We start from the raw sequence: 25,332 nt of genomic DNA, 5'->3' as shown, positions 1-25,332 counted from the left end.
CGCGAAACGCTCGGCGATGAACTCGCCAAGACGCGCCTCGTGCTGATCTGCGACGTCGGCGGCGGCACGACCGATCTCACGCTGATTCAGGTCGAAGCCGGCGACAGCGACGAGCCGCGCCTCACGCGCATCGGCGTCGGCAATCACCTGATGCTCGGCGGCGACAACATGGACCTCGCGCTCGCGCATCTCGTCGAAAAGCAGCTCGCGGGCGGCGACGGGCGGCTGTCGGCGGCGCGCCTGTCGCAACTGGTCGAGCGGTGCCGCGCTGCCAAGGAACAGTTGCTCGGCGAGAACGCGCCTGCGTCCGCTTCGATCACGCTGCTCGGCGCGGGATCGAAGCTGATCGGCGGCGCGCGCTCGGCCGAGGTGACGCGCGAAGAGATCGAGCGGATCATCGTCGAGGGCTTCTTTCCGCTCGTGTCGGAGAACGAGCGCCCCGGGCGCACGCGCGCCGGCATCGTGGAATTCGGGCTGCCTTATGCAAGCGATCCGGCGATCACGCGGCACGTCGCCGCGTTCCTCGCGCAACACGCGTCGCCTTCGCGCGAAGCGTTGCGCGAAGCTGCGCGAAGCGACGCCCTTCCCGTTCCCGACACGCTGCTTCTAAACGGCGGCGTTTTCCGCGCGGCGCCGCTCGCGAAACGCGTCGCCGATACGCTCGGCCACTGGCGCGGCGAGCCGGTGCACGTGCTCGCCAACGACAACCCCGACGTGGCTGTCGCGCGTGGTGCGGTCGCCTACGCGCTCGCGCGCGCGGGCCACGCGCCGAAAATCGGCGGCGGCTCGGCGCGCAGCTATTTCCTGCTGCTCGACGAAGACGGCGACGCCTCGCGCGGCGTGTGCGTGCTGCCGCGCGGCACCGAAGAAGGTCAGGCGATCCATCTCGCCGACCGCACTTTCGCGCTGCGCCTCGGCGCGCCGGTGCGCTTTCACCTCGTCTCGTCGGTCGCGGATACGGCGTACCGGGCAGGCGAGATCGCCGACGTGAGCGCCTCGGCGGGCGACTTCGTGCGTCTGCCGCCCATCGCGACGGTCGTCGATCCGCACGGCCAGACGAACGCCGGCAAGCCGCGCGAGACGCCGGTGCAGCTCACGACATCGCTCACCGAAGTCGGCACGCTGGAGATGCACTGCATCGCGACCGACGATTCCGCCCAACGCTGGCTGCTCGAATTTCAGCTACGCCGCGAAGAATCCAAAGGCGATGCGGCCGTCGGGCAGACGCATCCGGCGCTGCCGAAAGCCATCGACTTGATCGACCGCACCTTCGGCACACGCGCGCAGGACGTCGCGCCCAAGGAAGTCAAGCGGCTGCGCGCGCAGCTTGAACAGGCGCTCGGCCCGCGCGACACATGGGACATCGCGCTCTTGCGTGAACTCTTCGGCGCGCTGTGGGACCGCGCGAAGAAGCGTCGGCGCAGCGCCGACCACGAACGCCTCTGGCTCAATCTCGCGGGCTATGCGGTGCGTCCCGGCTTCGGGCATCCGCTCGATGAATGGCGCGTCGAGCAGTTGTGGACGCTTTTCGATCAGGGCATCCAGTACGTCAACGAGAATCAGATCTGGTCTGAATGGTGGACGCTGTGGCGGCGCGCGGCGGGCGGACTCGACGAAGCCGCGCAACTGCGTCTGCTCGACGACATGGCTTTCGTACTCCAGCCGCCCGGAACGAGCCGGTATCGTCGCGCGGCGGGCGCGGCACGAGCGGGCTATGAAGACATGGTGCGGCTCGCGGCATCGCTCGAACGCGTGCCGGTGGAGCGCAAGGTCGAAGTCGGCGAGTGGTTGCTCACGCGCCTGAAGAAGCCTTCGGAGAATCTGCAAAGCTGGTGGGCGGTCGGGCGTATCGGCGCCCGGCAGCCGTTCTACGGCAGCGCGCATGGCGTCGTGCCGCCGGACGTCGCCGCGCTCTGGCTCGATGCGATCCTCGCGCTCGACTGGAAGAAGGTGGAGCCTGCGGCGTTCGCGGCAGTGCAGATTGCGCGCATGACCGGCGACCGCTCGCGCGATGTCGCCGACGACGTGCGCGCCGCCGTCATCGACCGGCTTACAACGATGGGCGCGGCGCAATCATGGATCGCCATGGTGCGCGAGACTGTCGTACTGGATCGAGCCGACGAAGGCCGCGTGTTCGGCGAAACGCTGCCGGCGGGATTGAAGCTGATCGGCTGAATCCGGCTCACACGCCACATAAAATGCTTCGCTCTCAGAAGCGTTCTCCCGCGCGTCGAACGTGATCGCTTGCATAGCGGCGGCGTGCGACCTATGGTTATCAGTGTGTCGCTTCGACACTCACTGAAGGAGGTCCATCATGCCGTCCCCGCGTAAAGCTCAAGCGAGCCACCCCGCCGACACCGAAATGTCGAGCCGCAAGAAAACCGCCGGCACCAAGGCGTCCACCGCAAAGACCGCCGGCGCAAAGGAAACGAGCGTCGGCAAGCGCACCACGAAGGCCAAACCGAAATCGTGAGCAGCGGTCTCTGATACCGCGCTCTCACCCGCGCGGGGATCGGTTGTGGCTGTCCTTCGAAACGGCGAGCGGCGAGCAGGATCGGGCCGCTCGCCGTTCGCTTTCCTGCTTCTGGATGCGCCGCGCCGACTCATACGCCAAAGACGCACTTTTTTCCGCGCCCGACCGTCCATCGCGCAAAAAAGCCGTTGCCACATGGCAGCGGTAGCCTAAAGTAGTTAACCTCCCTTGCACCGCTCTTTCGAGATCCCGACGATGGCCGTCCCGCCACGCGCCGCCCCCGTGCGCGCTCAAGGAATCCTGACCGCCGCCGCGCGCGAAGCCGGCGCGAGCCTCGTGCGCAACCTGTCGATTCCCGCCCCGTTCTCCGACGCCGCGCTCGAAGCGCAGTTTCTGGAGGATCACAGCCAGCGGTTTTGCGCGTTCCGGCGCGCGTCGGCGCTACTCGCGCTCGTCATCTGGACGTGCTTCCTGTGGTGGGACTTCAGCTTCGTGCGGGGCAACAAGGCGCTCAACGTGCGCCTCGCGGACATCCTCACCCTGCGGTTCGCGGGCGTCGCGCTGCTGATTTGCGTCGGCTTTCTGGTGCTGCGGCCGTCGTTTCGCTCTCACGCGATGGCGCACCGGGTCATTCTCACCGGCATCTACGGCTTGCTGTGCCTGATCCTGACGATGGTCGCGATCACGCCCGCGCCGTACAACTACACGCAGTACTTCATCGGCCTGTATCTGGCGCTGTTCTTCCAGTTCAGCTTCTTCTATCTGCGCTCGCGCGTCGCGCTGACGGTCGGCGTCATCACGATGGCGGCCGTCGTTTTCATGCAGATCACGGTCGGGCTGCTGAATCCCGAGGACTTCTTCGCCGGGCTCTTCTATATGTTCAACGTGGTGATCGTCGGGCATGGCGTCTGTGCGCACGCCGAGCGCGTGTCGCGCGAACGCTATCTGGCCGAACGCGCGCTCGCTTCGCTGAACGACGAACTGCGCGCCGCCAACGGCTCGCTGGAACGCAAGAACCGCGAACTGGAGATCTCTAAAAAGGATCAGGAGACGAAAACTCACGCGCTGCTCGCCCTGCGCGAACAGCAGATGATCGCCGCGCAGACGGCGAGCCGCGAGAAGTCGAACTTCCTCGCCGCCGCGACGCACGACCTGCGGCAGCCGATGCACGCGCTCAATCTCTTTCTGCAGGCCGCCGCCGAGGCCATTCGCAACGAGGAATTCGCTCAGGCACACCGGCTTATCGACGAATGCGGACGCTCGTCAGTGATCCTCGCGCGTCTCCTGAACGCGGTGCTCGATTTGTCGCGGCTCGAATCGGGGCGCGTCGTGCCGCGCTATCACGTGTTCGATGTCCGCGAGATCGTCGAGGAAGCCGCCGAGCAGTTGCGCCCGTTCGCGCGCAGCCGCGGCGTCGATTTGCGTCTGCGTCTGCCCAAGAACGACGTCGTGTGCGTGCGTAGCGACGCGCACTGGCTCGGTCGCGCCGTGGCGAATCTGGTGTCGAACGGCATCAAGTACGCGGACACCGCCAAGCGCGCGAAGCCGACGGTGATCGTCGGCGTGGTGCGCTCGCCGACGCGCGCGCGCATCGACGTGCTGGACAACGGCATCGGCATACCGGGCGACTACTTCGACGCCATTTTTCAGCCGTTCTTTCAGGTCGACAACCCGGAGCAAGACCGCGACAAGGGGCTGGGGCTCGGGCTTTCCATCGTGAACGCGGTGATTTCGATGCTCGACGAACACCGCATCGAACTGAAATCCACCGAAGGACGCGGCTCGCGCTTTTCGGTGGATATTCCGCTGTGCGGGCCGTCGCCGGACCAGCCGTCGGCGCGTGTGCCGGCGCGAACCGAAGCGGACGAAGCGGCGCAACTCGACGGGCGCTACGTGCTGCTCGTGGAGGACGACGGGCTCGTGCGCGCATCCACCGAGGCGCTGCTCTCACAGTGGGGCGTGCTCTACGACTCCGCCGCGACGTTCGAAGAATACGAAGCGCTTCTCGCGACCATCGAACGGTTTCCCGATCTCGTCATCACCGACTACCGCCTGGGCGATGCCAAAACCGCGCGCCAGGTCGCGATGCTCGGCGCGCGCAAGCTCGGGCGCGCGTGCCCTTGCCTCGTGGTGACGGGCGAGCCGGCGGCGACCATCGTGCCGCTCGCCTGCGATCACGACGTCCTGAGCAAGCCGGTGAGCCCGGCGGAGTTGCGTCGCGGCATGGTGTCGATGATCGCGGGCAATGCGTTCAGTGGCCGGTGAGCCGCGCCGCGAACCACGCCCGCAGCGCTTCGACTTCTTCCATGCAGACCGTGTGCGCCATCGGATACGCGTGCCAGTCGACTTCGCAACCGTGGCCGCGCGCGAACTCGCACGCTTCCTCGCCGAGCCGCACGTCGAGCACGTCGTCGAAGCTCCCGTGCGCGGCGAACACCGGCGCGGCGCGGTTCGCTTCGCTGATGGAGGCATCGATTAGACCTTGCGACGGGATGTAGCCCGACAGCACGATCAAGCCCGCGAGCTTTTCCGGATGCGTGAGACCGGCGTGATACGTCATCGCGCCGCCCTGCGAAAAGCCCGCGATGAAAATCCGCTCGGTCGGAATGCCGCGCGCGTTCTGCTCGGCGATCAGCGCACGCACGCGTTCGACGGACGCCTCGATGCCCGCTTCATCCACCTTCCGGTTGATGCCCTCGAACGACAGGATGTCGTACCACGCGCGCATCACGTAGCCGTTGTTCGCCGTGACCGGAATCTCCGGCGCGTTCGGGAACACGAAGCGCACGGCGGGCGCATCCGCGAGGCGCAGTTCGGGCACGAGCGGCACGAAGTCGTTGGCGTCGGCGCCGAGGCCGTGCATCAGGATAACGGCGAACTCGGGATTCGGCGCGGTTTCGATCTCGACGATCGACGGTGAATCGCTCATGTGACCTTCTCTCTAGATGATGGGAACGAGGATCTGCACGATGCCTACGACGGAAACGAGCCACGCCAGCGAGCGCAAAAACGGCACGCCCGCCGCATAGAGCGGCACATAAACCACGCGCGCGACGAAGTAGGCCAGCGCGCCGTAGTGTGTGAGCGGATTCTCGCGGCCCGTCACGTGCACGATCAGCACGGCCACCGCGAACACCGGCAGCGTCTCGAAGAGATTCGACTGCGCGCGCATCAGACGCGCGGTGAGCTTGCCGGGCGGCGGCGCGGGGCCGTCGCGCGGGCCGGTGTTGTACTTGATTCCGGTCTCGCGATTGCGCAGGAGCGCGGGCAGCAGCACTTGCACCAGCGCGAGCACGAGCGTCCAGGCCAGCATCGTCAGTTCGAAACTCATGGCGTCTCCAGTCGGGCGTCTATTGTTCCATGCGCAGGCTTCATTCAGCCGATGTCAGCGCCGCTGCCTGCGGCACGCCGTCGAGCGCGAGTTCGTGACGCGCGACCTGTTCGAAGCGACCGCTCGTCTCCGCGTAATCCCAGCGTTCCACACACGCGCGCCGCCCGGCCGCATCGCACGCATAGCGGATCACGTTCACCGAATTGCCGACGCTCGACCGCGTGCGCGAGGACAGCGCCGTGCCCGCCTGCACCGCCCACACGCGGCGCGGCAAGTCCGCGAAGGTATCGTGCAGCGGCAGCACGTACGGAAGGTGAATATGGCCGCCGAGAATCAGATCCGCGCCCGCCCGCGCCCAGCGCGGCACCGCGCGCTCCCGGCCGTGCAGCAGGTTTTTCTCGTCGCCCGCCCGCGTGACCGCGACCGGCTGGTGCGTGACCACGACGCGCAACTGCGCGGCGCTTGCCGCCTCCAGCCGCGAAGCGACGCGCCGGATCTGCGCCATCGACACTTCGCCGTCCTTGTGACGATACGGCCGCGTCGTGTTGACCCCGAGCACGAGCACATCGGGCGATTCGAACGACGGCTCCAGCTCCGCGCCAAACGCGCGCTGGTGATTCGCGTAAGGGCGAACGAGCCGCGTGAACACGTCGTAGAGCGGAATATCGTGGTTGCCCGGCACGACCACGGCGGGCGTTGCGCCGAAGGTGTTCAGGAAGGCGCGCGCCTCGTCGAACTGATAACGGCGCGCACGCTGCGTGATGTCGCCGGAAAGAATCACGACGTCTGGCGGCACGGCCTCAGCCAGACGCAGCAGCGCCGCGACGACCTTAGGCCGCTCGGTGCCGAAATGCGGATCGGAAATCTGCAGCAATACGGTCATGAGCGATTGGCTTCGGCCACGGCGGGCTCCGGTTTGAGCAACAGCAGCGGCCGGTCCGACACGCGGAATTCGAGCGGCATGTCGAGCCAGGCGATCTCGCCATCGGTGGCGACTTTCACGCGGCGTCTGGCCGTCGAACGCGAGCCACGCGATTGACGCGATGGGCGCGTGACCGTGATCCGGTCGAACGTGAAGCTCTCCACATGATCCGAATCGGCGAGACGTCCCGCCGCGCCGCGCAGCGACAGTAGCAGATGCGCGAGCCGCCCGACGGGCCGCGGCGCCATGGCAACGAGCAAACCCTGTTCCACTGCGCGGGCTTCGGCCATGCCGACCTGCTCCAGTTGTAGCCGGTTGTTGCCGACGAAGAGCGTCGACGACCGCACTTCGCGGGTGCGTCCTTCGTGTTCGATGTGCAGGCGCAAGTGCCGATGCCGCCGCAGCAGCGTGAAGAGCGCCGACCCCAGCGCGACGAGCCGGCTGCGGCCGAATTGCCGCTTGTAGGCTTCGCGGTCTTCCAGCAGTTTCGGATACAGCCCGAGGCTCGCGTTGACGATGAACATGCGCTCGTTCACGTAGCCGACCTGAACCGGATACGCGCGTGCGTCGAGCAGCAGTTTCGTGGATTCGTCGAGATCGGCGGGAATGCCGTGATCGCGGCTGAAATAGTTGAAGGTGCCGCGCGGCAGCACGCCGAACGGCACGCCGGCATCGAGCGCCGCTTCCGCGACCGTGCAGAGCGTTCCATCGCCGCCCGCGCCGACGAGCACGCCGCCCTGCGCACGCGCTTGCCCGGCCGCTTCGCGCGCGGCGGCGGACAGGCGCCGGGGATTATCCACCACGCGCAAGTCGAAGCGCCGCCCCGCTGCCTGGAATTCGCGCGCCAGCGCGGCGCGCGTTTCGTCTGCCTGTCTGCGGCCCGATCCGGCATTCATCACGATGAAAAACGGCGCGTCGGGCGCGAGCGCGCTGGCGGCGGCCGACGCATCGGCCAAAGGTGCGGACACGGTCATCGGCTGCGCTCCTCGCGGTTGGTCGCATGTTGCGCGCCGATACGCGGGGACGCGGCCGGCGAGCCGTGCCGATTATAACGAAAGCCTTACAACGCGAGTGCGCCGGGCGTGACGCGACTGCGAACGCTTACGTGTGCTCGCCGCGAATGTAGTACTCGAGCTGCTGAATGGTGAACTGCTGTTCCGAGATGATGTTCTTCACCAGATCGCCGATAGAGATCATGCCGACGAGCTTGCCGTTGTCGATGACCGGCAAATGGCGCATGCGCTTGTCGGTCATGAGCGCCATGCAGTCGTCCGTGGTCTGGTCGGGCCGCACGTAGCGCACGTGCGACGTCATGATGTCGCGCACCGGCGTGTCCTTCGACGAGCGGTCCATCAGCACGACTTTGCGCGCGTAGTCGCGCTCGGTCATGATGCCGACGATTTCGTCGCCGTGCGTGACGATTACTGCGCCGATGTGCTTGTCGGCCATCAGCTTGATGGCGTCGAAGACCGGCGCCGTGTCCGCGATCGTATAGACCGTCTGTTCGGGTTTCGAGCTCAGAACCTTTGCGACTGTTGCCATCGACCGCCTCCGTCTGACTTGCGCGCCGTTGCCGCCCGCGACCGGGCGACGAGCGCGCTGCGTTGTATCCGGAACACGTTGCTGCGCTGTATCGAGCGTAAGGCTTCCGTCCGATGGCTTCATCGGCATTAACCCGACCATTCGGGAAAGAGTATAGGAGACGCGCGGCGGGCGCACCGGTGCTTTTCCTGCCTTCAGTTTCGACGATTCGTGCCGCTAATCAGGCATTGCGCGGGAAACGCTGTCGTCCGCAAACCACGCGGCGCGGAGCGCCAAACACACGGGAGAAGATGTGAGCACTTCACAACAGGATATCGAGCAGCGCGTGCGGCTCGCGGGCAACAACATGTTCGAGTTGCTCCTCTTCAAGCTGGGCGAGGCGCCCGACTCGGAGCAGCGCGAGCTTTACGGCATCAACGTCTTCAAGGTGCGCGAGATTCTCGCGATGCCGACGATTACCGCCGTCGCCGGTTCCAGCGATGAAATCCTCGGCGTCGCGGACATTCGCGGGCAGATCATTCCGGTGATCGACCTCGCGCGCATGACCGGCTGCCGCCCGAAAAATGGACCGAAAATTCTGCTCGTGACCGAGTTCGCGCGCACGACGCAGGGTTTCGCGGTCGAGGAAGTGGACGATATCGTGCGGCTGGAGTGGAATCAGGTGTTGTCGGCGGAATCGCATTCGAGCGGACGCACGGTGACGAGCTTCGCGCGCCTCGACGGCAACGTGGACGGATCGCGGCTCGCACAGGTGCTGGATGTCGAGCGCATCGTGCGGGACGTGCTGCCGGGACAGGAATCCGACATCACGGAGGCGCGCACGGGCCGCTTGCAACTGAAGCCCGGCGCACGCGTGCTGGCAGCGGACGACTCTGGCGTCGCGCGGGCGCTGATCGAGCAGAGCCTGACCGCGATGGGCGTGCCGTTCGTCATGACGAAGACCGGCCAGGAAGCGTGGGACGTGCTGGAAGCGGCACTGCGCAAGGCGCAGAAGCACGGCACGGAAGTCTCCGACGAGATCGCGCTGGTGCTCACCGACCTCGAAATGCCCGAGATGGACGGCTTCACGCTCACGCGCCGCATCAAGGCCGACAGCGGCTTGCAGCATATTCCGGTGGTGATTCACTCGTCGCTGTCGGGATCGGCCAACGAGCAGCACGTGCGCAAGGTCGGCGCGAACGCGTATGTGTCGAAGTTCGAGGCGTCCGAACTCGCGAGCGTGATGCGCGGCGCGATCGTCAATGCCTGAGCGTGCGCGGCAAACGCATCGGCGCCCGGAGCGTACAGACCTTGTGAGTCTGCCGCGCCGGGCGCCGAATGGGTCGCCTCAGTCTTGATGGCCGGCGGATAAGCCGGCCAGACCGGTTCGATTAGTGACCGAAGAAGACCGAGTTGGTGCTGTTTGCTGCTTGCGTGCGTGCGCCGGACTGAGCCAGCGAATCGCGCGAACCACCGTAGGCGTTTGCATCGACGCCGTGTGCATGCTCTTCAGCAGCGATGGCTTGTGCGCTCGGGCCTTGTTGCGACGTCGGCGCGCCGGCAGCCGGGCGATAGAACGGAGCCGGGCCGTAGCCGCTTGCAAAAGCGGGCGCGGCGATGGTTGCGGTGGCAGCGATAAGCAGGGAAGCGAGAAGATTGCGTTTCATGGTGTGCTCCAAAGACGGTTGACGTTCATTCAGAAAGCGCCGCAGCGGTCTTGCGAGAAACTGTCTGCTACGTCGATGGAATGCAGTGTATACCCCTACTATCGGTTTTTTATCCCGATATATTTCAATACAGTATTCACCCACGGCCAACAATCACTGGCAGCACGGGCGTGCGAAAACGGCCAAAGCCGCGTGGAATAAGGGCTGCCGCGTAGGGAGTGTGTCTGTGTGTCTGCCCACGCTGCTCGGTAGGGACAGAACAACTATTTGGCCGATTTGTCCTTGCTGCGCGGCTTTTTGGACGTTATCAGTGAACGAGCCGCTGCATCAGGTGAACCAGCGTCGCGGGTGAATTGCCTTTTTGGCAGTAGGCGTCGAAGCCGGCGTGCAGACCCTTGGTGCGCACGAGTTCTTCGCCGAGCGCGGTGAACGCGATGATTCCCGCGTCACGCGTCCGGGCGATGCGCCGCAAAACGCGCGCGGTCGCGAAGCCGTCGTGTTCCGGCATGCTGATATCGAGAATGACGATGTGCGGCACCCAGCCGTCGACCGCATGGAGCGCATCGACGCCCGACAGGGCGATCCGCGTTTCGAAGCCGTCTGCGGTAAGGGCGGCGGCAAGGGCCTCGGCGCTGGAGGCGTTGTCATCGACGACGAGAATGCGCCAGCACGGAAGATCGACGTCGATACTGCGATTGGTCCACAAGGCGCATCGGGGGGAATGCAAGTTCACGGGCATGGCGAGTCGGGAATTTCATCTGATCGCCGTGACGCACGATTCGCGCCAGGTCCGATCTCGGCTCAGGTGCTCGTCTCGCGCTTGCTCTTGCGTCGTTTTGCGGCGCCCTCTTCGCTCTCGCGCAGGCGCGCGTTCGCTTGCACCAGAGACGCTGCATCGCGCTGCCGCAGCGCCACGTCGAGTTCGCCGAGCGCCGCGACAAGCGAGTCGCGGTCGGCTTCTTCGCACGGGAGTTCCCCTCCTGCCGCCACGCGCCGCGCTTCCTTGTCGAGCCGTTTGAAGAGCTTCGCGCCGAAGCGCGTATCCACCGCGCCGTCGCGCACCAGCCCGGAAATCACCGATGCGAGGCGTATCAGTCCCGCCGCAGTGGTTTGCGTCGCGCCATCCAGATCGTCACGGTCGTCATCCACAGCACTTCTCCCCAGTTTTTTCCGACGGCGCCCGGCGAAAACCGGCGTGCATCGTCGCGTACGCGGCCATGATACGCCGTCAATATGACAATCATTCTTACATCTTGCATGACCAATCGACGCGATTGTTTCTCGGCGCGAGTCGTCGCAAACGCCCGCGTCCCGCGCCCCGACCGGTGGCAAACTACCGCCTGACCGAGCAAGCCGCAGCCTTCACCGCCATCCAACGACCGCATGAATCCCGCCATCCCGCAAACACCGCTTTACGGTTCCGACTTCACAGGCCTCGTCTGCGGCTTCCGCTTTCGCGTCGACCAGCCCGGCGAGCCGATCGATTCGGAGGCGGCAAGCGACTGGCTCGCCCGCGACGACACCACGAAGGAGTTTCTCTGGCTGCACTTCGATCTGGCGAACAGCGCCTGCGAGCGATGGATCCGAACGCAGCTCGGCCTGCCCGATGCGTTCTTCGACACGCTGCACGAAGGCTCGCATTCGACGCGCATCGAGCATCAGGAGGGCGCGCTTTTCGCGGTCATCAACGACGTGATGTTCAATTTCGAGCTGACGCCCTCGGAGATCGCGACGCTCTGGGTGTACACGCACCAGAAGCTGCTGGTCACGGCGCGCATGAAGCCGCTGCGTTCCATCGATTCGCTACGCGAGTCGGTGCGGCGCGGCGAAGTGTTCCGCTCGCCGGCCGAGCTGCTCGCGCACCTGCTGCGCGATCAGGCGGACCTGCTCGTGCACATCGTGCGGCGGACGAGCGCCGAAGTGGACGGCATCGAGGATCGCTTTCTCTCGACGCACTCTTCCACTACGCGCTCCGATCTCGGCGCGCAGCGGCGCGTGCTCGTGAGATTGCAACGGCTTCTCGCGCCCGAACCCGGCTCGGTCTTCCGGCTGCTCGCGCGGCCGCCGCGCTGGCTGCATGCACAGGATATCCAGGATCTGCGCGACGCGACCGAAGAGTTCTCGCTCGTGCTGAACGATCTCGCGGGGCTCGTCGAGCGCATCAAGCTGTTGCAGGAAGAAATCGCGACGCGCATGGACGAGCAAAGCAACCGCACGCTTTTCACGCTGACGCTCGTAACCGTGCTCGCGTTGCCGATCAACATCGTGGCCGGCTTTTTCGGCATGAACGTTGGCGGCATACCACTCGCGGAGAATCATCACGGCTTCTGGCTGCTGGTGGCGATCGTCGCGAGCTTCACCGTGCTCGCCGGATGGTGGGCGTTCCGCCGGCGGCGCGATATGTGAGCGTCTCCACGCGGCCGCACGCTACAGCCCCAGATCGCTCAGTCCCGCATGATCGTCGGGACGGCGGCCGAGCGGCCAGTGATACTTGCGCTCCGATTCCTTGATTGGGAGATCGTTGATCGACGCGTGGCGATGCGTCATCAGGCCCGCTTCGTTGAACAGCCAGTTTTCGTTCCCATAACTCCGATGCCAGTTGCCCGAGTCGTCATGCCATTCATACGCGAAGCGCACGGCAATACGGTTTCCGGTGAACGCCCACAGTTCCTTGATGAGCCGATAGTCGAGCTCGCGCGCCCACTTGCGATGCAGGAAAGCCTCGACTTCCGCGCGTCCATTGACGAATTCGGCGCGGTTGCGCCAGCGCGTGTCCTCGGTATACGCCAGCGCGACGCGCTTGGGGTCTCGCGTGTTCCAGCCGTCTTCGGCGAGACGAACCTTGAGCGCAGCGGTTTCTGCATCGAATGGCGGAAGAGGCGGTCTGGTTTCCATGACGTTTCCTGGTTGCGCTGCGGGTTGTAGGCAGAGGCGACTAGGTAGACAGGTCTGTCTACCTGAATTGCACTCTAGCGCAGGTAGACAACTCTGTCTACAATTGGCTGCATGAACGTGATCGCCTCTTCTGCTGACTTTGCCGAGCTTTCCCCCGATGCGCGCATTTTGCGCACGGCTCACGACCTCTTCTACCGCGACGGCATCCGCGCGACGGGCATCGACCGTGTGATTGCGGAATCGGGCGTCGCGAAAAAGACGTTCTATCGCTATTTCCCGAGCAAGGACGATCTGATCATCGCGTTCCTGGAATACCGTCACGAGAACTGGATGGCGTGGTTCCACGATGCCATTTCGCGTCACGGCGGAAGCCTTTCCGCACTGGTCCCCGCGCTCGCCGAATGGTTCGGCGGCGAGACGTATCGCGGCTGCGCATTCATCAATGCGGTCGTCGAAGTCGGCGGTACGCTGCCGCAAGCCGTCGAGATCGCGCGGCGGCACAAGCGGGACATGACCGCGGCGATTCGCGCGCTGATGCCGCCCTCCCGCACCGCGAAGGCCGACGCGCAAGCGCTCGCATTGGCGGTGGACGGTGCGATCGTGGCGGCGCAGTTCGCCGACGCCCCCGCCGATGCATTGAAGGCCATCGCACGCCTGGTACGCGCGGTGCGGCACGCCGACTGACGCGCGACGCCTATCGCACGTCGGCGCTCGACGTCTGCACGGTGCAGCAGAGCTTGCTGTTCATGTCCGCGATGTCGTCCGTGCTCAACGTGGCGACATCCGCCTTCAACTGCAAGAACGCGACCACGGCCGCATAGCGCGAACGCAGCAGATCGCGGCGCGCGGTGTAGAGCGCGTCGATGGCGCGCAGCACGTCATTGCCGGTTCGCGTTCCGACCTTGAATCCGACTTCGGTGGCGCTCAACGTATCGCCCGCGCTTTGCACGAGATGGCCGAGCGCGTCCGTCCGCTGACGCTCGCGCAGGTACTTTGCAAAGTTTTCGCGAGCGGATGCCTCCGCCTGATTCGAAGCCAGTTCGTAGCTCTCCTTGGCCTTGTCTTCGAGCGCCAGCGACTGCTTCACGCGGGCCTGAAGTTCGCCACCCGAGAAAAGCGGAATCTGGATTTGCAGCATGCCGGTTGTCGTGGTCGTGGGACGCGCATAACCCGACGCCGCGCCGGCCGGCGTGTAGCTCCCGGTCACACTGACGACCGGGTAATTTGCCGCGCGAGACTTCGTCGAATCGAACCTGGCGATTTCCCAGCCGAGCTGCTTCGACTGCACCTCGTAACCGCGCGATCTGGCCTGCTCGACCCACGCTTCCTCGCCTTCCGCTAGCGTCGGCAACGCAAACCCCGGCGGCAAGGAGGCGAGCGCGGCAAACGGCCGTCCGGTCACTTGCTGCAACGCGCGGCGCTTCACGCTGAGTTCCTCCTGCGCATCCGTCTGCTGCAACTGCGCCTGCTCGCGCGCCGTGTCGGCTTCCCGCTGGTCGATCAGCGTCACCTCGCCCACCGCGCGTTTGCGACGCACCTGCTGCAATTGCGCGTCAATGGCCGCGAGATAGTCGGCCGCGCGCTTCACTTCGTCTTCGGCGGCGAGTTCATCGAAATACGCGCGCACGGCGCGCAAGATCGACGCCTGCTGCGCGCCCGCGAAGTCGACCGCGCCTTGCGCCACGACGAAATCCGCCTGCCGATACGCGGTCCACTTGCTCCAGTCGAAAAGCGGCTGCGTCACGGCCACCATCCAGCCGTTCTGCCAATACTTCTGCCGCGGGAAGCCGTCCATGTCGATGCGGTTGTACGAACGTCCCCAACCGCCCGCAATCTGCGGCAGCAGCGCAGCGCGCGCGATGGGAACCGCCTGCTTCGCGGCTTCGTAGGCGGCGCGCGCCTGACCGAGTTCGGCGTCATGATCGAGCGCCTGCTGCACGATGGCAACGAGATCGTCCGCACGTGCGGCATCAACGAAGACGAGCGCGCCCGCGAGCGCACACAGCACAATGCGTCGCTTAAACATGGAGCGGTTCGTCCGGCACGGCATGGCTCGTCGCCTTGCGCTCGGGCAGCAGCGCGCCGGCGTCGAACCTGTAACGGGTTTCGAAAACCGAAGCGAGCGACATGTCATGCGTGATCACGACCACCGTTTTATCGAGATTGCGCAGCAGCGACGCAATGCGCTGCACGGACGCGGGGTCGAGATTCGATGTCGGTTCGTCGAGCAGCAATAGCTCGCGCTGCTGATACAGCGCGCGCGCAAGCAAGAGCCGCTGGCGCTGACCCGCTGAGATATTCGCGATGGTGTCGCTGATGACAGTGCGCGTGCGCATCGGCAAACGCATGATGTCGTCGAGAAGACCCACATCCGCGAGCAGCTTGTGAATGCGATCTTCGTCCGTCTGCGCCGCGAAGAGCGTGACGTTGTCCGCAATGGAACCGTGCAGGATGATGTCGCCCTGCCGCATATGCGCCTGATGACGGCGGATTTCGTCGACGGTGAGATTCGGCCATGCAATGCCGTTGAGCGCGATATGCCCGTGCTGCAACGGCTCGGCCGCTGACAGCAGCTTGAAGAGCGTGGACTTGCCGCTGCCCGACGGACCGGTGATCGCGATTTTGTCGCCCCGGCGGATGCAGAAGCTGGCGTTCTTGAGTACCGGTTCATCGGAAATGCCGTAGCTGAACGTGACGTCGCGCACGTCGATCTGCTCGAACGAGCGCACTTCGGTGGCGCGTTGCGTATCGGCGAGCGGCGTGTAGCGTTCGTTCTCGCTCTGAACAATATCGTCGACACGCGCGGTCGGCACACTCAGCATGAAGTACTGGAACATGGCGTTGATTCCGCTCGCGAGGCGCTCGGACATCAGCGACTTGTAGATCAGAAACGAATAGAACACACCGACCGACACCTTCCCGCCGAGCATCAGCCGCGCCGCAAGCCACGTGATGACGATGGTATCCGCGTAAGTCACGAGCTTCAGCAATCCATCACGCGTGCACGCGAGACGGCTGCTCTGAAGAAGCGCCGCGGCATACGCCTTGTAAAGGACCATGTAGAGGGCGGTACGGCGCGTCTCGCCTTGCGCCAGCTTGAGCAGCGACGCGGCGCGGATCGTCTCGATGAGCGAATCGTCGCAGCGGGCGGATGTTTCAAGCACCAGCGCGTGGTTGTCGCGCATTGCGGCGAACATGCTCAACGCCAGCGCGACGTAAAGCGCGAAGATGAGCAACGCCACGCACGCCAGTTGGCGGCTCTGAATGAGCATGAGCACGAGCGCGAGCGCACCGACCGTCAGATCGATGATGAGCGCCACGGTCGTGCGCGTGGTGAACGCACTGATTTCGTCCTGCGCCTTTACGCGCGCGAAGACATCGCCCACATGCCGCTTCTCGAACCACGGCATCGGGTTGCGCAGCAAGTGCCCGAGCAGGCCCTCGGTGGAGTTGGTCTGCGTGACGTTGTAGAGCATCTCGGTCAGGTACTTCTGGACATACTCACTCAACGCGCCAAGCATGAAGATGCTGGCGAAAGTGACGACCAGCACGTCGAGCAGAGTGCGGTTGTCCGCCGCCACGACGTAGTCGAGCACGAGGTTGCCAAAATATGGCGCGGCCAGAATCGCGAACTGACTGCCGAGCGCGACGAAGACAATCTTGCTGATCTGCGCCTTCATCTGCGGACTGAGTGTGCGCACGCGCTTGAGCGCCGCGGGCACCCGCGATTTCGCGCGGATGCGCGGCATCTGCGGCGTGGGCGCGAATTCGAGCAGAAAGCCCGAAACGGCGGAGCGAAACGTGTCCATCGACACGCGCCGGCGACCCGTGGCCGGATCGATTACGCGGACGTAGCCGTGCCCCGCTTTCTCGAACACGACGAAGTGTGCGCCGCCGAAATGCAGGATCGAGCCCTTCTTGACGGCGGAAAGGTCCGACGCGTCGAAACGATACGCTTGCACCGCCAGCCCGAAATCGATGGCGACGTCGTACAGGTCCATCAACGAGAGACCATTCGCCGAAATCGGCTTGTAGGCCGACAGTTCACGCACCTCGGTCGCGCGGCCCAAATGAGACAGCACCATCGCGAGACACGCGTAACCGCATTCGGCGACTTCGTTCTGATAGATAACGCGCACATCAACCTCTCAACATTCGGAACAGCGGCGCCAGGACCCACTCAGCAATCGTTCGGCGCTCGACGACGATGCTGGCCGTCGCCCGCATTCCGGGCAGAATCTTGAAGTGCTGCCCTTCGAAATCGAACGTATCGCCGCGCAGCGTGGCCCACGCAAGGTAATCGCCATTGGATTCCTTCGCGGTCTCGGTCTGCTCGGAAGGATCGGGGGCGCCGGGCGTGCCGGGCGGCGCGACCGGACTCGCCGGCAGCACCGTCGTGCCGGATATCGAATCGATGCGCGCTTCATACGTCCCGAACTTGGCGTAGGGAAACGCGTCGAACTTTAGGCGCACGATCTGGCCTTCGCGCACAAAGCCGCGCCGCCGCGAAGGAATGCTCAGCGCCGCGCGCAGCGGGCCGCTGTCTTTGGTCGAGATCACCATCGCCACATCGCCCGCAGCGAGCATCCGGCCGGCGACCAAACCGGAGAACGTCACGGTGCCGCCTTTCGGCGCCGATACTGTCGCGTCCTGTCGCTCGCGCTCGAAGCGCGCGCGGACGTCCTGCACATCGCGGGCGTGACGTGCGTCGAGTTCGCGCAGTTGCGCATCGAGATCAGTCTGTCTGCTGTGCGACGCGCTCAATTCGCCCGCCAGCTGCTGCCTGCGCGCGACGCTCTGCGCGACCGTCACCTTGCCCTGGTGAACGTCGGCGCGGGCCTGTTCGAGCTTGTCGGCCGTCACGTAATCCGACACGGAGTTGAGCCGCGTGAGCCGCTGCTCGAATTCGCCGACAAGTTGCGTGTTCTGCGCGATTTGCGCATCGAGCGAACCCAGTTCCGCGCGCCTGCTAGCTTCGGTGAGACGCGCCGTGTCGCGCTGCGCCTGCAACTGAACGCGACGCTCGCTGTACTGTTCGTCGATCGAGCGAATCTGGTCGTCTCGCATCTTTTCGTCGAAAGCCTGCCGGCGCAGCCCGTCTGTCGTCAGTGAGAAATCGCGCTGAAGACGGAACAGCGGCGTACCGGGCTCGACGCGGTCGGACGGCCGCGCATAAATGGCCGAGACGAGCCCGGCCAACCCCTCGACCTTGACCTCGGATGCAGAAACGACTTCGCCGGTGACGTCCTGCTTGAGTTCGATCTCATGCACGAAACCGAAGGCGATTGCCGCGACGGTGAATAGCGATGTCGCGTAGGCGATCCAGCGCCACGGGACATCTTTGAATTGGGGAATATCGGTCGGTTGCATGAGAGATTGCCTGCGAATGACGATGCATCGCGCACTGTCGATCGCGCTGTGGTTTCCTAGCGTGACGGAGCGAACGCGTACATGGCGGGGTGCCCGGCCGGAAGCCACTGCTCATAGTTGTCGCCGAGCGCGGTCTCGATATAGCCGGCGAGGCGCTGTGGAGATTCCGGCTTATCGAGCGGCAGCGGGTCGAAGAGCCGCGCTTCGAAGCGGCCTCGCGTGAAGCGCAGATAGAACGGCAGCAGCACGGCACCGAACGTGTCGCCCATGCGAAAAACGCCGTTGTGGAGTCGGGCGCTCTTGCCGAACATGGTGACTTCGACCGTCTCCATCGGATAGCGGTGCATGGTGAACGGCGGAACGTCGCTAAACAGTACGGCCACGCCGTCGCGCTTGAGCGAGCGCGCCACGCGCACGCCGAGCCCGTTGCGGTTCGCGTCGCCATAGGTGTAAAGGACCTTGATGCCGGGAATCAGCGCGTGATCGTCGCCGTATTGATTGCGTGGCACGCCGGATACGACGGACATCGACTTCAACCCGAGCAGCGCGGCCATGCGTTCGACGATATAAATGTTCGCGTATTGCGATACGAAGTGAAATGGCGAGATGAATACCGGCCGCGCAGGCGCTTCGCGTTTTAGCTTATTCACCGCCTCCACCAGCATGTTCGCAATTTCGTCCAGATCCGCCCACGCTTCCCGTTGACGAATGTCGCGGCCATAATAGATGCGCTGGTCGATCAGTTTCTCGACTTGAGCGCCGAAACACGCACGACGCGCGCGACGCTTAGATAAATTCAGAGCGGCGCGACCGATCTCCGCCCGGATTTGCCCATTCGCCCTACAGTTCGCGTCCACTACGCTAACCACGCGCCACGACAACTCCGCGAGCCTTTCCACTGAAGCCATCGGAATACGACCGACAATACAACGCCGAACGCGGTGCTTTCGCACGGCGATCCATTTCTTCAGCGCGGGACGCAAGGCAAGCATGACGAACTCTTCCGGAAGTGGCGGCGGGGCAAGACCGAGGTCCCGCCCCGCTGGCTAGCTCTCAGGCGATAACGCTGGCGAGAAGACAGCCCATTGGCGAATCGCCTTACTTACCCGTCACGTAAATAACGACCGTCGTATTGGACGATGCCTGGCTGTTTGCCTTATGGCATCCACCAGCCAGCGAAGCTTGCGCCAATGCGTTGCGTTCGATTTTCTGCATTTTCATTTCCTCCTGCAAAGTTTCTGAATATGAGTAGTGCCGACCGAAATTGGATGATCCCGACAGTCGGCCCTACTCTGTTTGGGCGTTATCAGGAAATGTTTAATTATCCTGAATGGGCGATCTTAATCATTTCGATCATGCCGGTAAACGACGAAAACTCCGAAAGACGCGCCATTAAGCAATACCGCCCGACGACTAGCCTGAAGACGGCAACTTATTAGCGCATTGGTAGGAATAAGACGCCTGAAACGTGCGACTGTGCAAACGTAATCTCCAAATACGTGCCTAACGGAAGCGATCCGGTCTCGGCGCATCTGGACCAACGTCAATCCACGTCACGTGCAATAACAAAACAAAAAAGGCCACCCTCGTAGAGGATGGCCTTGCTTTGCGCAAGCCCGAATCAGTGCGCTCTTAGCGCGGCCGCGAACCCGCCTTTGTCGTTCGAATTGTTCGAGCTGCCGCCGGACCCTCCGCCGGACCCGCCGCCAGACCCGCCGCCGGATGCGCTCGACGAACCGGCGATCGAAATCTTCACATTCGTGTTTGAAGAAGAGCTGCTCGACGCCTTGGCAGTGCCGCCTGCGAGTTCAGCGTGTGCCAAGGTGTTACGGTCGATTTTTTGCATTTCAGTGTCTCTAAGTTACGAAAAACAAGGGTTCATGGCACTGTCGGAGCGCCACTCGCCCAATTTACCGCGCAACGCCGTGTGTCCCTATACGGAGTTGCGCCAATACTCTGCATTCCTGTCTATCAGTTATAGGCGAAGTTGACGGTAGCCGCCGCCGACACGGTTCCGCCCGTCATGGTGCCCAGCCGGTAGAACTGGGCGACCATCGGAATGGTCAATGCGTTGGTCGCGTCGACCGTTCCGATCGTCGCGGACGTATTCAGCGTGATGGGTGAACCGGACGTGTCACCCACATTAACGGCCTTCAACAGTTGCACGCCGACTTGCGTTGCCGTGCCCGTATTCTTGAGCACGCTTTGCACCGTGTCGGCCGTTCCGTTGATGGTCATGGAGACCGCTGTATTTGCAGCACAGTTGTTGAGTTTGAGGTTGAAGGGCGTCGCGTTCTTGACGTCGCCGACGCCTGCGAAGTCCGTCGTTCGCGCGGTCCCGAGCGGGATCGTTTGCGTGACGGAGCTTGGATCCACCGTGCAGGTCGGCAGGATGATGGTGCCGGTAAAGGTCAACGTGGCGTCGGCGGCGAAGGCCGATGATGCCGTCGCCAGGCCGACTGCGACGAGCGCGGTTTTCAATCTGTTCATGTGTGTTCTCCTGAATCGATGTTGCTGGCCGCCCGATGGACGGATCACTGGTACAGCACGGTCATGGTCATCGTCGCGTTGGCGGGACCCGCTCCGAGCGCGCCAGTGCGGTAATAGCGCGCTTGCATCGGTATGGTGTAGTTGCCGCCATTAGCGCTGTCGAAGCCGTTCAACGCGATATACGTCCCGTATGGGAAGACCGCACCGGTCCGGTCGTAGAGCTGAATGCCCACGCCCGCCGCAGTCGGCGACCCGCTCAACGCGGCGACATTGCTGTAGCCGGCCACCAGCCCGCTCGACGGATCGATCCTGTACTGGATGCTGTGAATCTGCCCTGCATATGTTCCGCTCACGGCCGTTCCGCCGGGACAATTGTTCAGACTCAGATTGAACGATGAAACCTTGCTCGGCGCCGGCCCGATACTCGGAAGATCAGCCGGTCCCTGAATCCCCATCGGCACCGTGACATCGGGCGTCTGGCAGGTCAGCACGGTAATGACCACCGGCGTGATGTAGAAATTGATGACGCCAGCCGACGGCACGTCCCCCGCCGGCGGCGGCGTTAGCGTCTGCCACGAGAACGCCTGCGCGACCATGCCCGTTGCGGTGCCCGGCGTGATGTCTCCAATCTTGACTAATGCGACGATCAACTGGCCGCCGTTGTAGATCGTGCCATTGTTATTCCATTGACGACCGAGTTTGGAAAACGTGCGGGGCCCTGCAGGAAGGCTGTTCGGAATGACATAACCGCCCATGGCGATGCCCACGCCCGGCACATTGGTCGGATATACCTCGAAATCCACGCCCTGGTAATTGGCCGTATACACGGTCGGTCCGCCCGTCGTGATGCCCGCCGTCTCGAAGTCCGTGCCCGTATAGACCTGCCCCGTCACGATGCAGGTCCAATAATCGTTCTTCGAGGGCGACAGCGACCATGCCGTCAGTATCGATCCGTTCGGCAAGTCACGCGCGACCGCGACCGAAGGTGGCAGCGTCAGCGTGAACGAACTGTAGTTGACCGTGCAACTAGCAGTGGCCCATGCGGACGACGGCACGAGCATCAGCGCAGCCATCCAGCACAACACCCACCGCAGCAGCCCGACTGCGAGCCGATTCATGCGTTTCATTTTGGTTTCCTGACTATTAGAGTTGATTGGCGCTTACTGGCAGACGGCGTCCGATATGCTGATCGAGTTCGGCTTCGACGCATCGGTCAGAGCCGGCAACTGATAGCGCACCGCGCAGCGCTGCTCGGGCGCTTCGCCCCATTTCACGTTCAGCGTGCCGGCGTCGGCCTTGAGACCGGTCGCGATGATGCGGCTGCCCTGCGCCACCGTGCCGACGCTGCGATTGTCAGCGTCGAACACTTCCGAGCCGAACGGCAGGGGCTGTCCATCCGCTTGCGACACGCGCATGACGGCAGGCTTGCCCATGTTCTCCGTCTCGAACTTGAGCCGCACTACGGCGCCGGCAGTCGGTGCGGTGCGCTGCACGGTGGACTTCAGCGCGATGTTGATCGGCAAGCCTTTCGGGTCCAGTTCGATGTCGTTGTTCGAATACGGCTGCATGCCGGATACGACAGCGTGCCCCCACCGGTCGACGCGCAGGCCGGCGCCGTTGGCGAGGCGTGCGCCAGCCGCGTCGCTTGCTTCGACGACCGCGACGGTATCGCCCATATTCGGCGTAAACGCGACACCGTCGCGCCACGCCACCAGGCCGCCCGACATGCCTGCCCCGATCTGCGAATAGTTGCGTCCGGTACTGGCATTTGCCGTGAGCAACGCAAACGGAGCCGCGTATCCGATGTTGCCGCCCGCACTCGCCGAACTGCTGCTGTGGCTGCCGCCATCGTTCAACGTCGCGTTGATGCCGTAGCTGAATGCGTTGTCGGTGCCGAGCGTACCCGTGACCGATTGCTGGATGGTCGAACTGCCGTCCGCGGTGTCGTGCTGGAAGTTGGTCGTCGACTGCGGCGCATGCGCGCCGAAGCCGAGCGGAATCGACATGTTCAGCATGATGCGGTTGTCCCACCGGTTCGTGTTGACCTGGAACTGCCGCACGAACGATGCGCCGTACGTCATGCGCTTCCAGCTGTTGCTGTAGCCGATTTGCAGCTGCGTATCGTGGTTGGACCGATTCCAGTACGTCTGGAAGGAACCCATCGCATAGAGCGAGCCATACTGCGCGCCCGCCCCGATGCTCTGGTTCAGCGTGAACTGCACGCGAGACTTTTGCAGCGCGGTCATGAGGCCGGGCTGATGTATCTCGTTCAGTTGCCGCATCATCACGGCGTCGGGCAGCGAGAAGAAGCCGCTCGTCGAATAGCGATACGCAGCAATCGCGATGTTAGTATTTGTCGGCTCGAACAGGCGCGAATAGCTGATCCGCACACTCGCCCCGTTGCGCGTGCCGTAGCCCTTGAAGCTGGCGGTCGCCTGCGTGACGTCGAGACCGAATGCGCCGACGCTCGTGTTGAGCGCGGTGCCGATCATCGTAGAGAAATACAAGTCGGCTGCGCTCACGCCGCCGTAGAGCGTCACCAGATTGCTAATGCCGCGCTGTAACGTGAACTGCGAGACGAACGGATGAATATCGACGTTCGGATCACGGTACTGCCCGATGCTCGCGCTATAGCGCGTGACGCCCGGCCGCAGCGCGTTCACGGCAGCCGCGTACGGAACCGTCGAAATATGCTGTGTGCCGTCGGCCTCGGTGACGATCACGTCGAGGTTGCCGCCATAACCCGTCGGATACAGGTCGTCGATTTCGAACGCGCCCGGCGCGACCGTCGTCTCGTAGATGATGTTGCCGTTCTGCCTGACCTGCACGCGCGCATTGCTATTGGCGATGCCGTGCACCACCGGCGCGTAGCCGCGCTGCGACTCCGGAAACATCCGGTCATCGGTGCCGAGCGTGGCGCCGCGCACGCCGAAGCTGTCGAAAAGAGCGCCGTCGGTGAAGGTGTCGCCAACCGTCAACTGACTCTTGATGTCCTTGAACGCACGCTGCGCATAGGTCTGCACGCTCTGATAATGCGAGCCGCTGACGTTGTTGTGCGTGACGTTGCCCTGATAGCGGAAACGCCACGGACCGACGTTGATGCCGCCGATCAGGCCGAGGTATTCCGAATCGTTGTCGAATCCGCCTGCGGAACTGTGATACACGTTCGCGTTGTACTGGAGCGTGCCGGCGTTGATGCCGTCGTCCCAGTATTTCGGATCGACATAGCCGCGGGCGCGGCTGTTCATTGCGATTTGCGGCACACTCACGTCGAGACGCTGCTCGCCGCCGTCGAACATCGCGATGGCACCGGGGATCAGGTCCGGCAGCGTCAGGCAGGCGTTAGCAGCTGATTCGAGCTTCGCGGCCGCTTCAGGCGAGAGCTTGCGCAGATCGACACCGAAGCTCTCAAGCAGGTCCGCCGTCACGCACGGCTGCACCACGCCGGGATGCTGCGTGGAATCGCGCACCTCCACGCTAAACTTGCCGCGCCAGACGTTGTTGACGTAGGTATCGGCGCGATATGTGCCTGGCAGGACCGGCTGGCCGTTGTTGAAACGTGAGATGTCCAGCTTCAGGCCGCCGCTCGAATCCAGAAACTGCTCGTTGAATTCGACGGCTGCGGGCTGCGGCGAAGCGTCCGCCCAGGCGTGCGCGCTGACGCCCATCGCGGCCAAAGCCTGAAGCGTGAACAGCGTGACAGGTCTCAATCGCGCGCCGGACAAGTGGGCGCTGCATTGGTGCGTTTTCATTCAGTTATCCGAAATGTGCGAGCAAAGCCGGCCCCGGCATGCGGCAAGGCATGCACACAAGGGCATCTCTACGGGGTCATTGCGGCGCTTTCAACTGCGCGGGCGTCTGGCAGCCGGCTTGTGGCAGTGGGCGACGCTGCGGATCAGGGGGCGAGCGTGGCGTCACCGGTCTGCGGGCCGCCATAGTCGTTGATCGCGGTATAGCGAACCTTTGCGCCCGCGGCGGGGAGTTCGCCCTTGAGCGGGAACGTCTCGCTCTGGCCGGGCCGAACCATGCCGCCGTCCGTGAATAGCGCCGTGTGCGCGCCATCCGTCAGTTCCACACGGTCGAACGACACGTGATACTGCGTCGGGTTATCGGCGACCAGCGCGTTCTTGCCGCCTTCGCGCTTTAGATGCCACACGATGGACTGCGGCGCGTCGCTCGCCTGCCCCTTCAAGCCCGCCGGCCGATAGAAGAACTTGATGCGCGTGCGAAACGCGAGCTGCAACTGATTGGCGCTCGCTTCGTCGCCTGTCGGCTTCGGCGGCACTTCCAGCACGTTCAGGTAGAGCACGGATTCGTTGTTGCCCGGAAGAGGCTCCCCGGTCGACATGATGCGCAGTGTCTGCGACTTGCCCGGATCGATGCGCATCATGGGCGGCGTGATCGTGAAGGGCACGTCGATGGTATCGGGCTTGGCGTCGGCATCGCCATTATCGATCCAGACTTTCGTGAGACCGGGCAGCTTGCCGTTGTTGGTCAGCTTGACGGTGACTTCGGAATCGCTCTGGTTGTACACGACGCGCGTGCCGGCGATAACCACCGAAGCACGAGCCTGCGGGCCAAAGCCCTGAATCACGGCAAGAAGCATCGCAATAGATGCGAGTCGGCTAAACAGTTTCATAGTGACGAAGAAGCGCCCAAGCGA

24 protein-coding genes are annotated in these 25,332 nt (G+C 63.9%); 6 read left to right on the top strand and 18 right to left on the bottom strand.

Translation table 11 applies throughout. The features are described 5' to 3' along the window. From P9239_RS06055 to P9239_RS06045, 3 genes are all read left to right on the top strand, one after another. On the top strand, positions 1 to 2,175 hold a 2,175-nt coding region (locus tag P9239_RS06055; RefSeq protein ID WP_309749568.1), incomplete at its 5' end, for an Hsp70 family protein. A 139-nt stretch (positions 2,176 to 2,314) separates the two neighbouring features. After that, complete coding sequence (locus tag P9239_RS06050) at positions 2,315 to 2,473, top strand: hypothetical protein (protein ID WP_309749567.1); 159 nt, start codon at positions 2,315 to 2,317, stop codon at positions 2,471 to 2,473. A gap of 255 nt (positions 2,474 to 2,728) precedes the next feature. Further along, positions 2,729 to 4,738 carry a hybrid sensor histidine kinase/response regulator gene (locus P9239_RS06045; RefSeq protein WP_309749566.1) on the top strand — a complete coding sequence of 670 codons (2,010 nt, stop codon included), beginning with the start codon at positions 2,729 to 2,731 and terminating at the stop codon, positions 4,736 to 4,738. Here the strand turns inward: P9239_RS06045 and P9239_RS06040 are convergent. The 5 genes from P9239_RS06040 to P9239_RS06020 all read right to left on the bottom strand — a co-directional run bounded on the left by P9239_RS06040 (position 4,725) and on the right by P9239_RS06020 (position 8,268). Continuing rightward, positions 4,725 to 5,402 carry an alpha/beta hydrolase gene (locus tag P9239_RS06040; RefSeq protein ID WP_309749565.1) on the bottom strand — a complete coding sequence of 226 codons (678 nt, stop codon included), beginning with the start codon at positions 5,400 to 5,402 and terminating at the stop codon, positions 4,725 to 4,727. The two genes, P9239_RS06045 and P9239_RS06040, sit on opposite strands and share 14 nt — an antisense overlap. Before the next feature lie 12 nt (positions 5,403 to 5,414). After that, positions 5,415 to 5,804: an MAPEG family protein gene (locus P9239_RS06035; RefSeq protein WP_309749564.1), complete on the bottom strand. Its 390-nt coding sequence runs from the start codon at positions 5,802 to 5,804 to the stop codon at positions 5,415 to 5,417. A gap of 40 nt (positions 5,805 to 5,844) precedes the next feature. Then, a complete protein-coding gene (locus tag P9239_RS06030; protein ID WP_309749563.1) occupies positions 5,845 to 6,687 on the bottom strand; it encodes a metallophosphoesterase in 843 nt (280 codons plus the stop codon). Further along, positions 6,684 to 7,700, bottom strand: a complete 1,017-nt coding sequence (locus P9239_RS06025) for a diacylglycerol kinase family protein (RefSeq protein ID WP_309749562.1) — start codon at positions 7,698 to 7,700, stop codon at positions 6,684 to 6,686. The genes P9239_RS06030 and P9239_RS06025 overlap by 4 nt, the downstream gene beginning before the upstream one ends. 127 nt (positions 7,701 to 7,827) lie before the next feature. Beyond that, the gene (locus P9239_RS06020) at positions 7,828 to 8,268 is read right to left on the bottom strand and encodes a CBS domain-containing protein (RefSeq protein WP_309749561.1); all 441 of its coding nucleotides are present in this window, start codon (positions 8,266 to 8,268) and stop codon (positions 7,828 to 7,830) included. Positions 8,269 to 8,560: 292 nt separating this feature from the next. Here P9239_RS06020 and P9239_RS06015 point away from each other — a divergent pair, with 292 nt between their 5' ends. Beyond that, complete coding sequence (locus P9239_RS06015) at positions 8,561 to 9,517, top strand: chemotaxis protein (protein WP_309749560.1); 957 nt, start codon at positions 8,561 to 8,563, stop codon at positions 9,515 to 9,517. A gap of 121 nt (positions 9,518 to 9,638) precedes the next feature. Here the strand turns inward: P9239_RS06015 and P9239_RS06010 are convergent, their stop codons facing one another. The 3 genes from P9239_RS06010 to P9239_RS06000 form a co-directional block, all read right to left on the bottom strand. Then, on the bottom strand, positions 9,639 to 9,914 hold the full coding sequence (locus tag P9239_RS06010) for a hypothetical protein (RefSeq protein ID WP_309749559.1): 276 nt from the start codon (positions 9,912 to 9,914) through the stop codon (positions 9,639 to 9,641). 307 nt (positions 9,915 to 10,221) lie between these two features. Further along, a complete protein-coding gene (locus P9239_RS06005) occupies positions 10,222 to 10,620 on the bottom strand; it encodes a response regulator (protein ID WP_404980133.1) in 399 nt (132 codons plus the stop codon). A 95-nt stretch (positions 10,621 to 10,715) separates the two neighbouring features. After that, positions 10,716 to 11,063 carry a hypothetical protein gene (locus P9239_RS06000; protein ID WP_309749557.1) on the bottom strand — a complete coding sequence of 116 codons (348 nt, stop codon included), beginning with the start codon at positions 11,061 to 11,063 and terminating at the stop codon, positions 10,716 to 10,718. A 234-nt stretch (positions 11,064 to 11,297) separates the two neighbouring features. On the opposite strand from P9239_RS06000, the gene P9239_RS05995 reads away from it, so the two are divergent. Further along, positions 11,298 to 12,320, top strand: a complete 1,023-nt coding sequence (locus tag P9239_RS05995; protein WP_309749556.1) for a transporter — start codon at positions 11,298 to 11,300, stop codon at positions 12,318 to 12,320. A gap of 21 nt (positions 12,321 to 12,341) precedes the next feature. Here the strand turns inward: P9239_RS05995 and P9239_RS05990 are convergent, their stop codons facing one another. Further along, entirely contained in the window at positions 12,342 to 12,809 is a 468-nt protein-coding gene (locus tag P9239_RS05990; RefSeq protein WP_309749555.1) for a nuclear transport factor 2 family protein, read from the bottom strand. Positions 12,810 to 12,920: 111 nt separating this feature from the next. On the opposite strand from P9239_RS05990, the gene P9239_RS05985 reads away from it, so the two are divergent. After that, entirely contained in the window at positions 12,921 to 13,493 is a 573-nt protein-coding gene (locus P9239_RS05985; protein WP_309749554.1) for a TetR/AcrR family transcriptional regulator, read from the top strand. A 10-nt stretch (positions 13,494 to 13,503) separates the two neighbouring features. On the opposite strand, the gene P9239_RS05980 is transcribed toward P9239_RS05985, so the two are convergent. The 9 genes from P9239_RS05980 to P9239_RS05940 form a co-directional block, all read right to left on the bottom strand. After that, positions 13,504 to 14,835, bottom strand: a complete 1,332-nt coding sequence (locus P9239_RS05980) for a TolC family outer membrane protein (protein ID WP_309749553.1) — start codon at positions 14,833 to 14,835, stop codon at positions 13,504 to 13,506. Further along, positions 14,828 to 16,948: a peptidase domain-containing ABC transporter gene (locus P9239_RS05975; RefSeq protein ID WP_309749552.1), complete on the bottom strand. Its 2,121-nt coding sequence runs from the start codon at positions 16,946 to 16,948 to the stop codon at positions 14,828 to 14,830. The genes P9239_RS05980 and P9239_RS05975 overlap by 8 nt, the downstream gene beginning before the upstream one ends. 1 nt (position 16,949) lies before the next feature. Continuing rightward, complete coding sequence (locus tag P9239_RS05970) at positions 16,950 to 18,179, bottom strand: HlyD family efflux transporter periplasmic adaptor subunit (RefSeq protein ID WP_309749551.1); 1,230 nt, start codon at positions 18,177 to 18,179, stop codon at positions 16,950 to 16,952. Positions 18,180 to 18,235: 56 nt separating this feature from the next. Continuing rightward, the gene (locus P9239_RS05965) at positions 18,236 to 18,829 is read right to left on the bottom strand and encodes a hypothetical protein (protein ID WP_309749550.1); all 594 of its coding nucleotides are present in this window, start codon (positions 18,827 to 18,829) and stop codon (positions 18,236 to 18,238) included. 971 nt (positions 18,830 to 19,800) lie between these two features. After that, positions 19,801 to 20,025 (bottom strand): hypothetical protein, encoded by a 225-nt coding sequence (locus tag P9239_RS05960; protein ID WP_309749549.1) that lies wholly within the window; start codon positions 20,023 to 20,025, stop codon positions 19,801 to 19,803. A 125-nt stretch (positions 20,026 to 20,150) separates the two neighbouring features. Then, positions 20,151 to 20,669: a fimbrial protein gene (locus P9239_RS05955; RefSeq protein ID WP_404980134.1), complete on the bottom strand. Its 519-nt coding sequence runs from the start codon at positions 20,667 to 20,669 to the stop codon at positions 20,151 to 20,153. A gap of 44 nt (positions 20,670 to 20,713) precedes the next feature. Further along, positions 20,714 to 21,796: a fimbrial protein gene (locus tag P9239_RS05950; RefSeq protein WP_309749547.1), complete on the bottom strand. Its 1,083-nt coding sequence runs from the start codon at positions 21,794 to 21,796 to the stop codon at positions 20,714 to 20,716. A 33-nt stretch (positions 21,797 to 21,829) separates the two neighbouring features. Then, entirely contained in the window at positions 21,830 to 24,421 is a 2,592-nt protein-coding gene (locus P9239_RS05945; protein WP_309749546.1) for a fimbria/pilus outer membrane usher protein, read from the bottom strand. 143 nt (positions 24,422 to 24,564) lie between these two features. Beyond that, positions 24,565 to 25,275 (bottom strand): fimbria/pilus periplasmic chaperone, encoded by a 711-nt coding sequence (locus P9239_RS05940; RefSeq protein WP_309749545.1) that lies wholly within the window; start codon positions 25,273 to 25,275, stop codon positions 24,565 to 24,567. Positions 25,276 to 25,332 lie beyond the last annotated feature (57 nt).

The organism is Caballeronia sp. LZ062 (assembly GCF_031450785.1).
GTDB lineage: Bacteria > Pseudomonadota > Gammaproteobacteria > Burkholderiales > Burkholderiaceae > Caballeronia.
The sequence above is the reverse complement of the archived record's forward strand: the minus strand, read 5'-3'. Positions and strand labels throughout refer to the sequence as shown.

Excerpts from the sequence above, each read along its gene's own strand:
- P9239_RS06050 (WP_309749567.1), top strand. The coding sequence starts at position 2,315 with ATGCCGTCCCCGCGTAAAGCTCAAGCGAGCCACCCCGCCGACACCGAA.
- P9239_RS06045 (WP_309749566.1), top strand. The coding sequence starts at position 2,729 with ATGGCCGTCCCGCCACGCGCCGCCCCCGTGCGCGCTCAAGGAATCCTG.
- P9239_RS06040 (WP_309749565.1), bottom strand. The coding sequence starts at position 5,402 with ATGAGCGATTCACCGTCGATCGTCGAGATCGAAACCGCGCCGAATCCC.
- P9239_RS06035 (WP_309749564.1), bottom strand. The coding sequence starts at position 5,804 with ATGAGTTTCGAACTGACGATGCTGGCCTGGACGCTCGTGCTCGCGCTG.
- P9239_RS06030 (WP_309749563.1), bottom strand. The coding sequence starts at position 6,687 with ATGACCGTATTGCTGCAGATTTCCGATCCGCATTTCGGCACCGAGCGG.
- P9239_RS06025 (WP_309749562.1), bottom strand. The coding sequence starts at position 7,700 with ATGACCGTGTCCGCACCTTTGGCCGATGCGTCGGCCGCCGCCAGCGCG.
- P9239_RS06020 (WP_309749561.1), bottom strand. The coding sequence starts at position 8,268 with ATGGCAACAGTCGCAAAGGTTCTGAGCTCGAAACCCGAACAGACGGTC.
- P9239_RS06010 (WP_309749559.1), bottom strand. The coding sequence starts at position 9,914 with ATGAAACGCAATCTTCTCGCTTCCCTGCTTATCGCTGCCACCGCAACC.
- P9239_RS05995 (WP_309749556.1), top strand. The coding sequence starts at position 11,298 with ATGAATCCCGCCATCCCGCAAACACCGCTTTACGGTTCCGACTTCACA.
- P9239_RS05990 (WP_309749555.1), bottom strand. The coding sequence starts at position 12,809 with ATGGAAACCAGACCGCCTCTTCCGCCATTCGATGCAGAAACCGCTGCG.
- P9239_RS05985 (WP_309749554.1), top strand. The coding sequence starts at position 12,921 with ATGAACGTGATCGCCTCTTCTGCTGACTTTGCCGAGCTTTCCCCCGAT.
- P9239_RS05980 (WP_309749553.1), bottom strand. The coding sequence starts at position 14,835 with ATGTTTAAGCGACGCATTGTGCTGTGTGCGCTCGCGGGCGCGCTCGTC.
- P9239_RS05970 (WP_309749551.1), bottom strand. The coding sequence starts at position 18,179 with ATGCAACCGACCGATATTCCCCAATTCAAAGATGTCCCGTGGCGCTGG.
- P9239_RS05960 (WP_309749549.1), bottom strand. The coding sequence starts at position 20,025 with ATGCAAAAAATCGACCGTAACACCTTGGCACACGCTGAACTCGCAGGC.
- P9239_RS05955 (WP_404980134.1), bottom strand. The coding sequence starts at position 20,669 with ATGAACAGATTGAAAACCGCGCTCGTCGCAGTCGGCCTGGCGACGGCA.
- P9239_RS05950 (WP_309749547.1), bottom strand. The coding sequence starts at position 21,796 with ATGAAACGCATGAATCGGCTCGCAGTCGGGCTGCTGCGGTGGGTGTTG.
- P9239_RS05945 (WP_309749546.1), bottom strand. The coding sequence starts at position 24,421 with ATGAAAACGCACCAATGCAGCGCCCACTTGTCCGGCGCGCGATTGAGA.
- P9239_RS05940 (WP_309749545.1), bottom strand. The coding sequence starts at position 25,275 with ATGCTTCTTGCCGTGATTCAGGGCTTTGGCCCGCAGGCTCGTGCTTCG.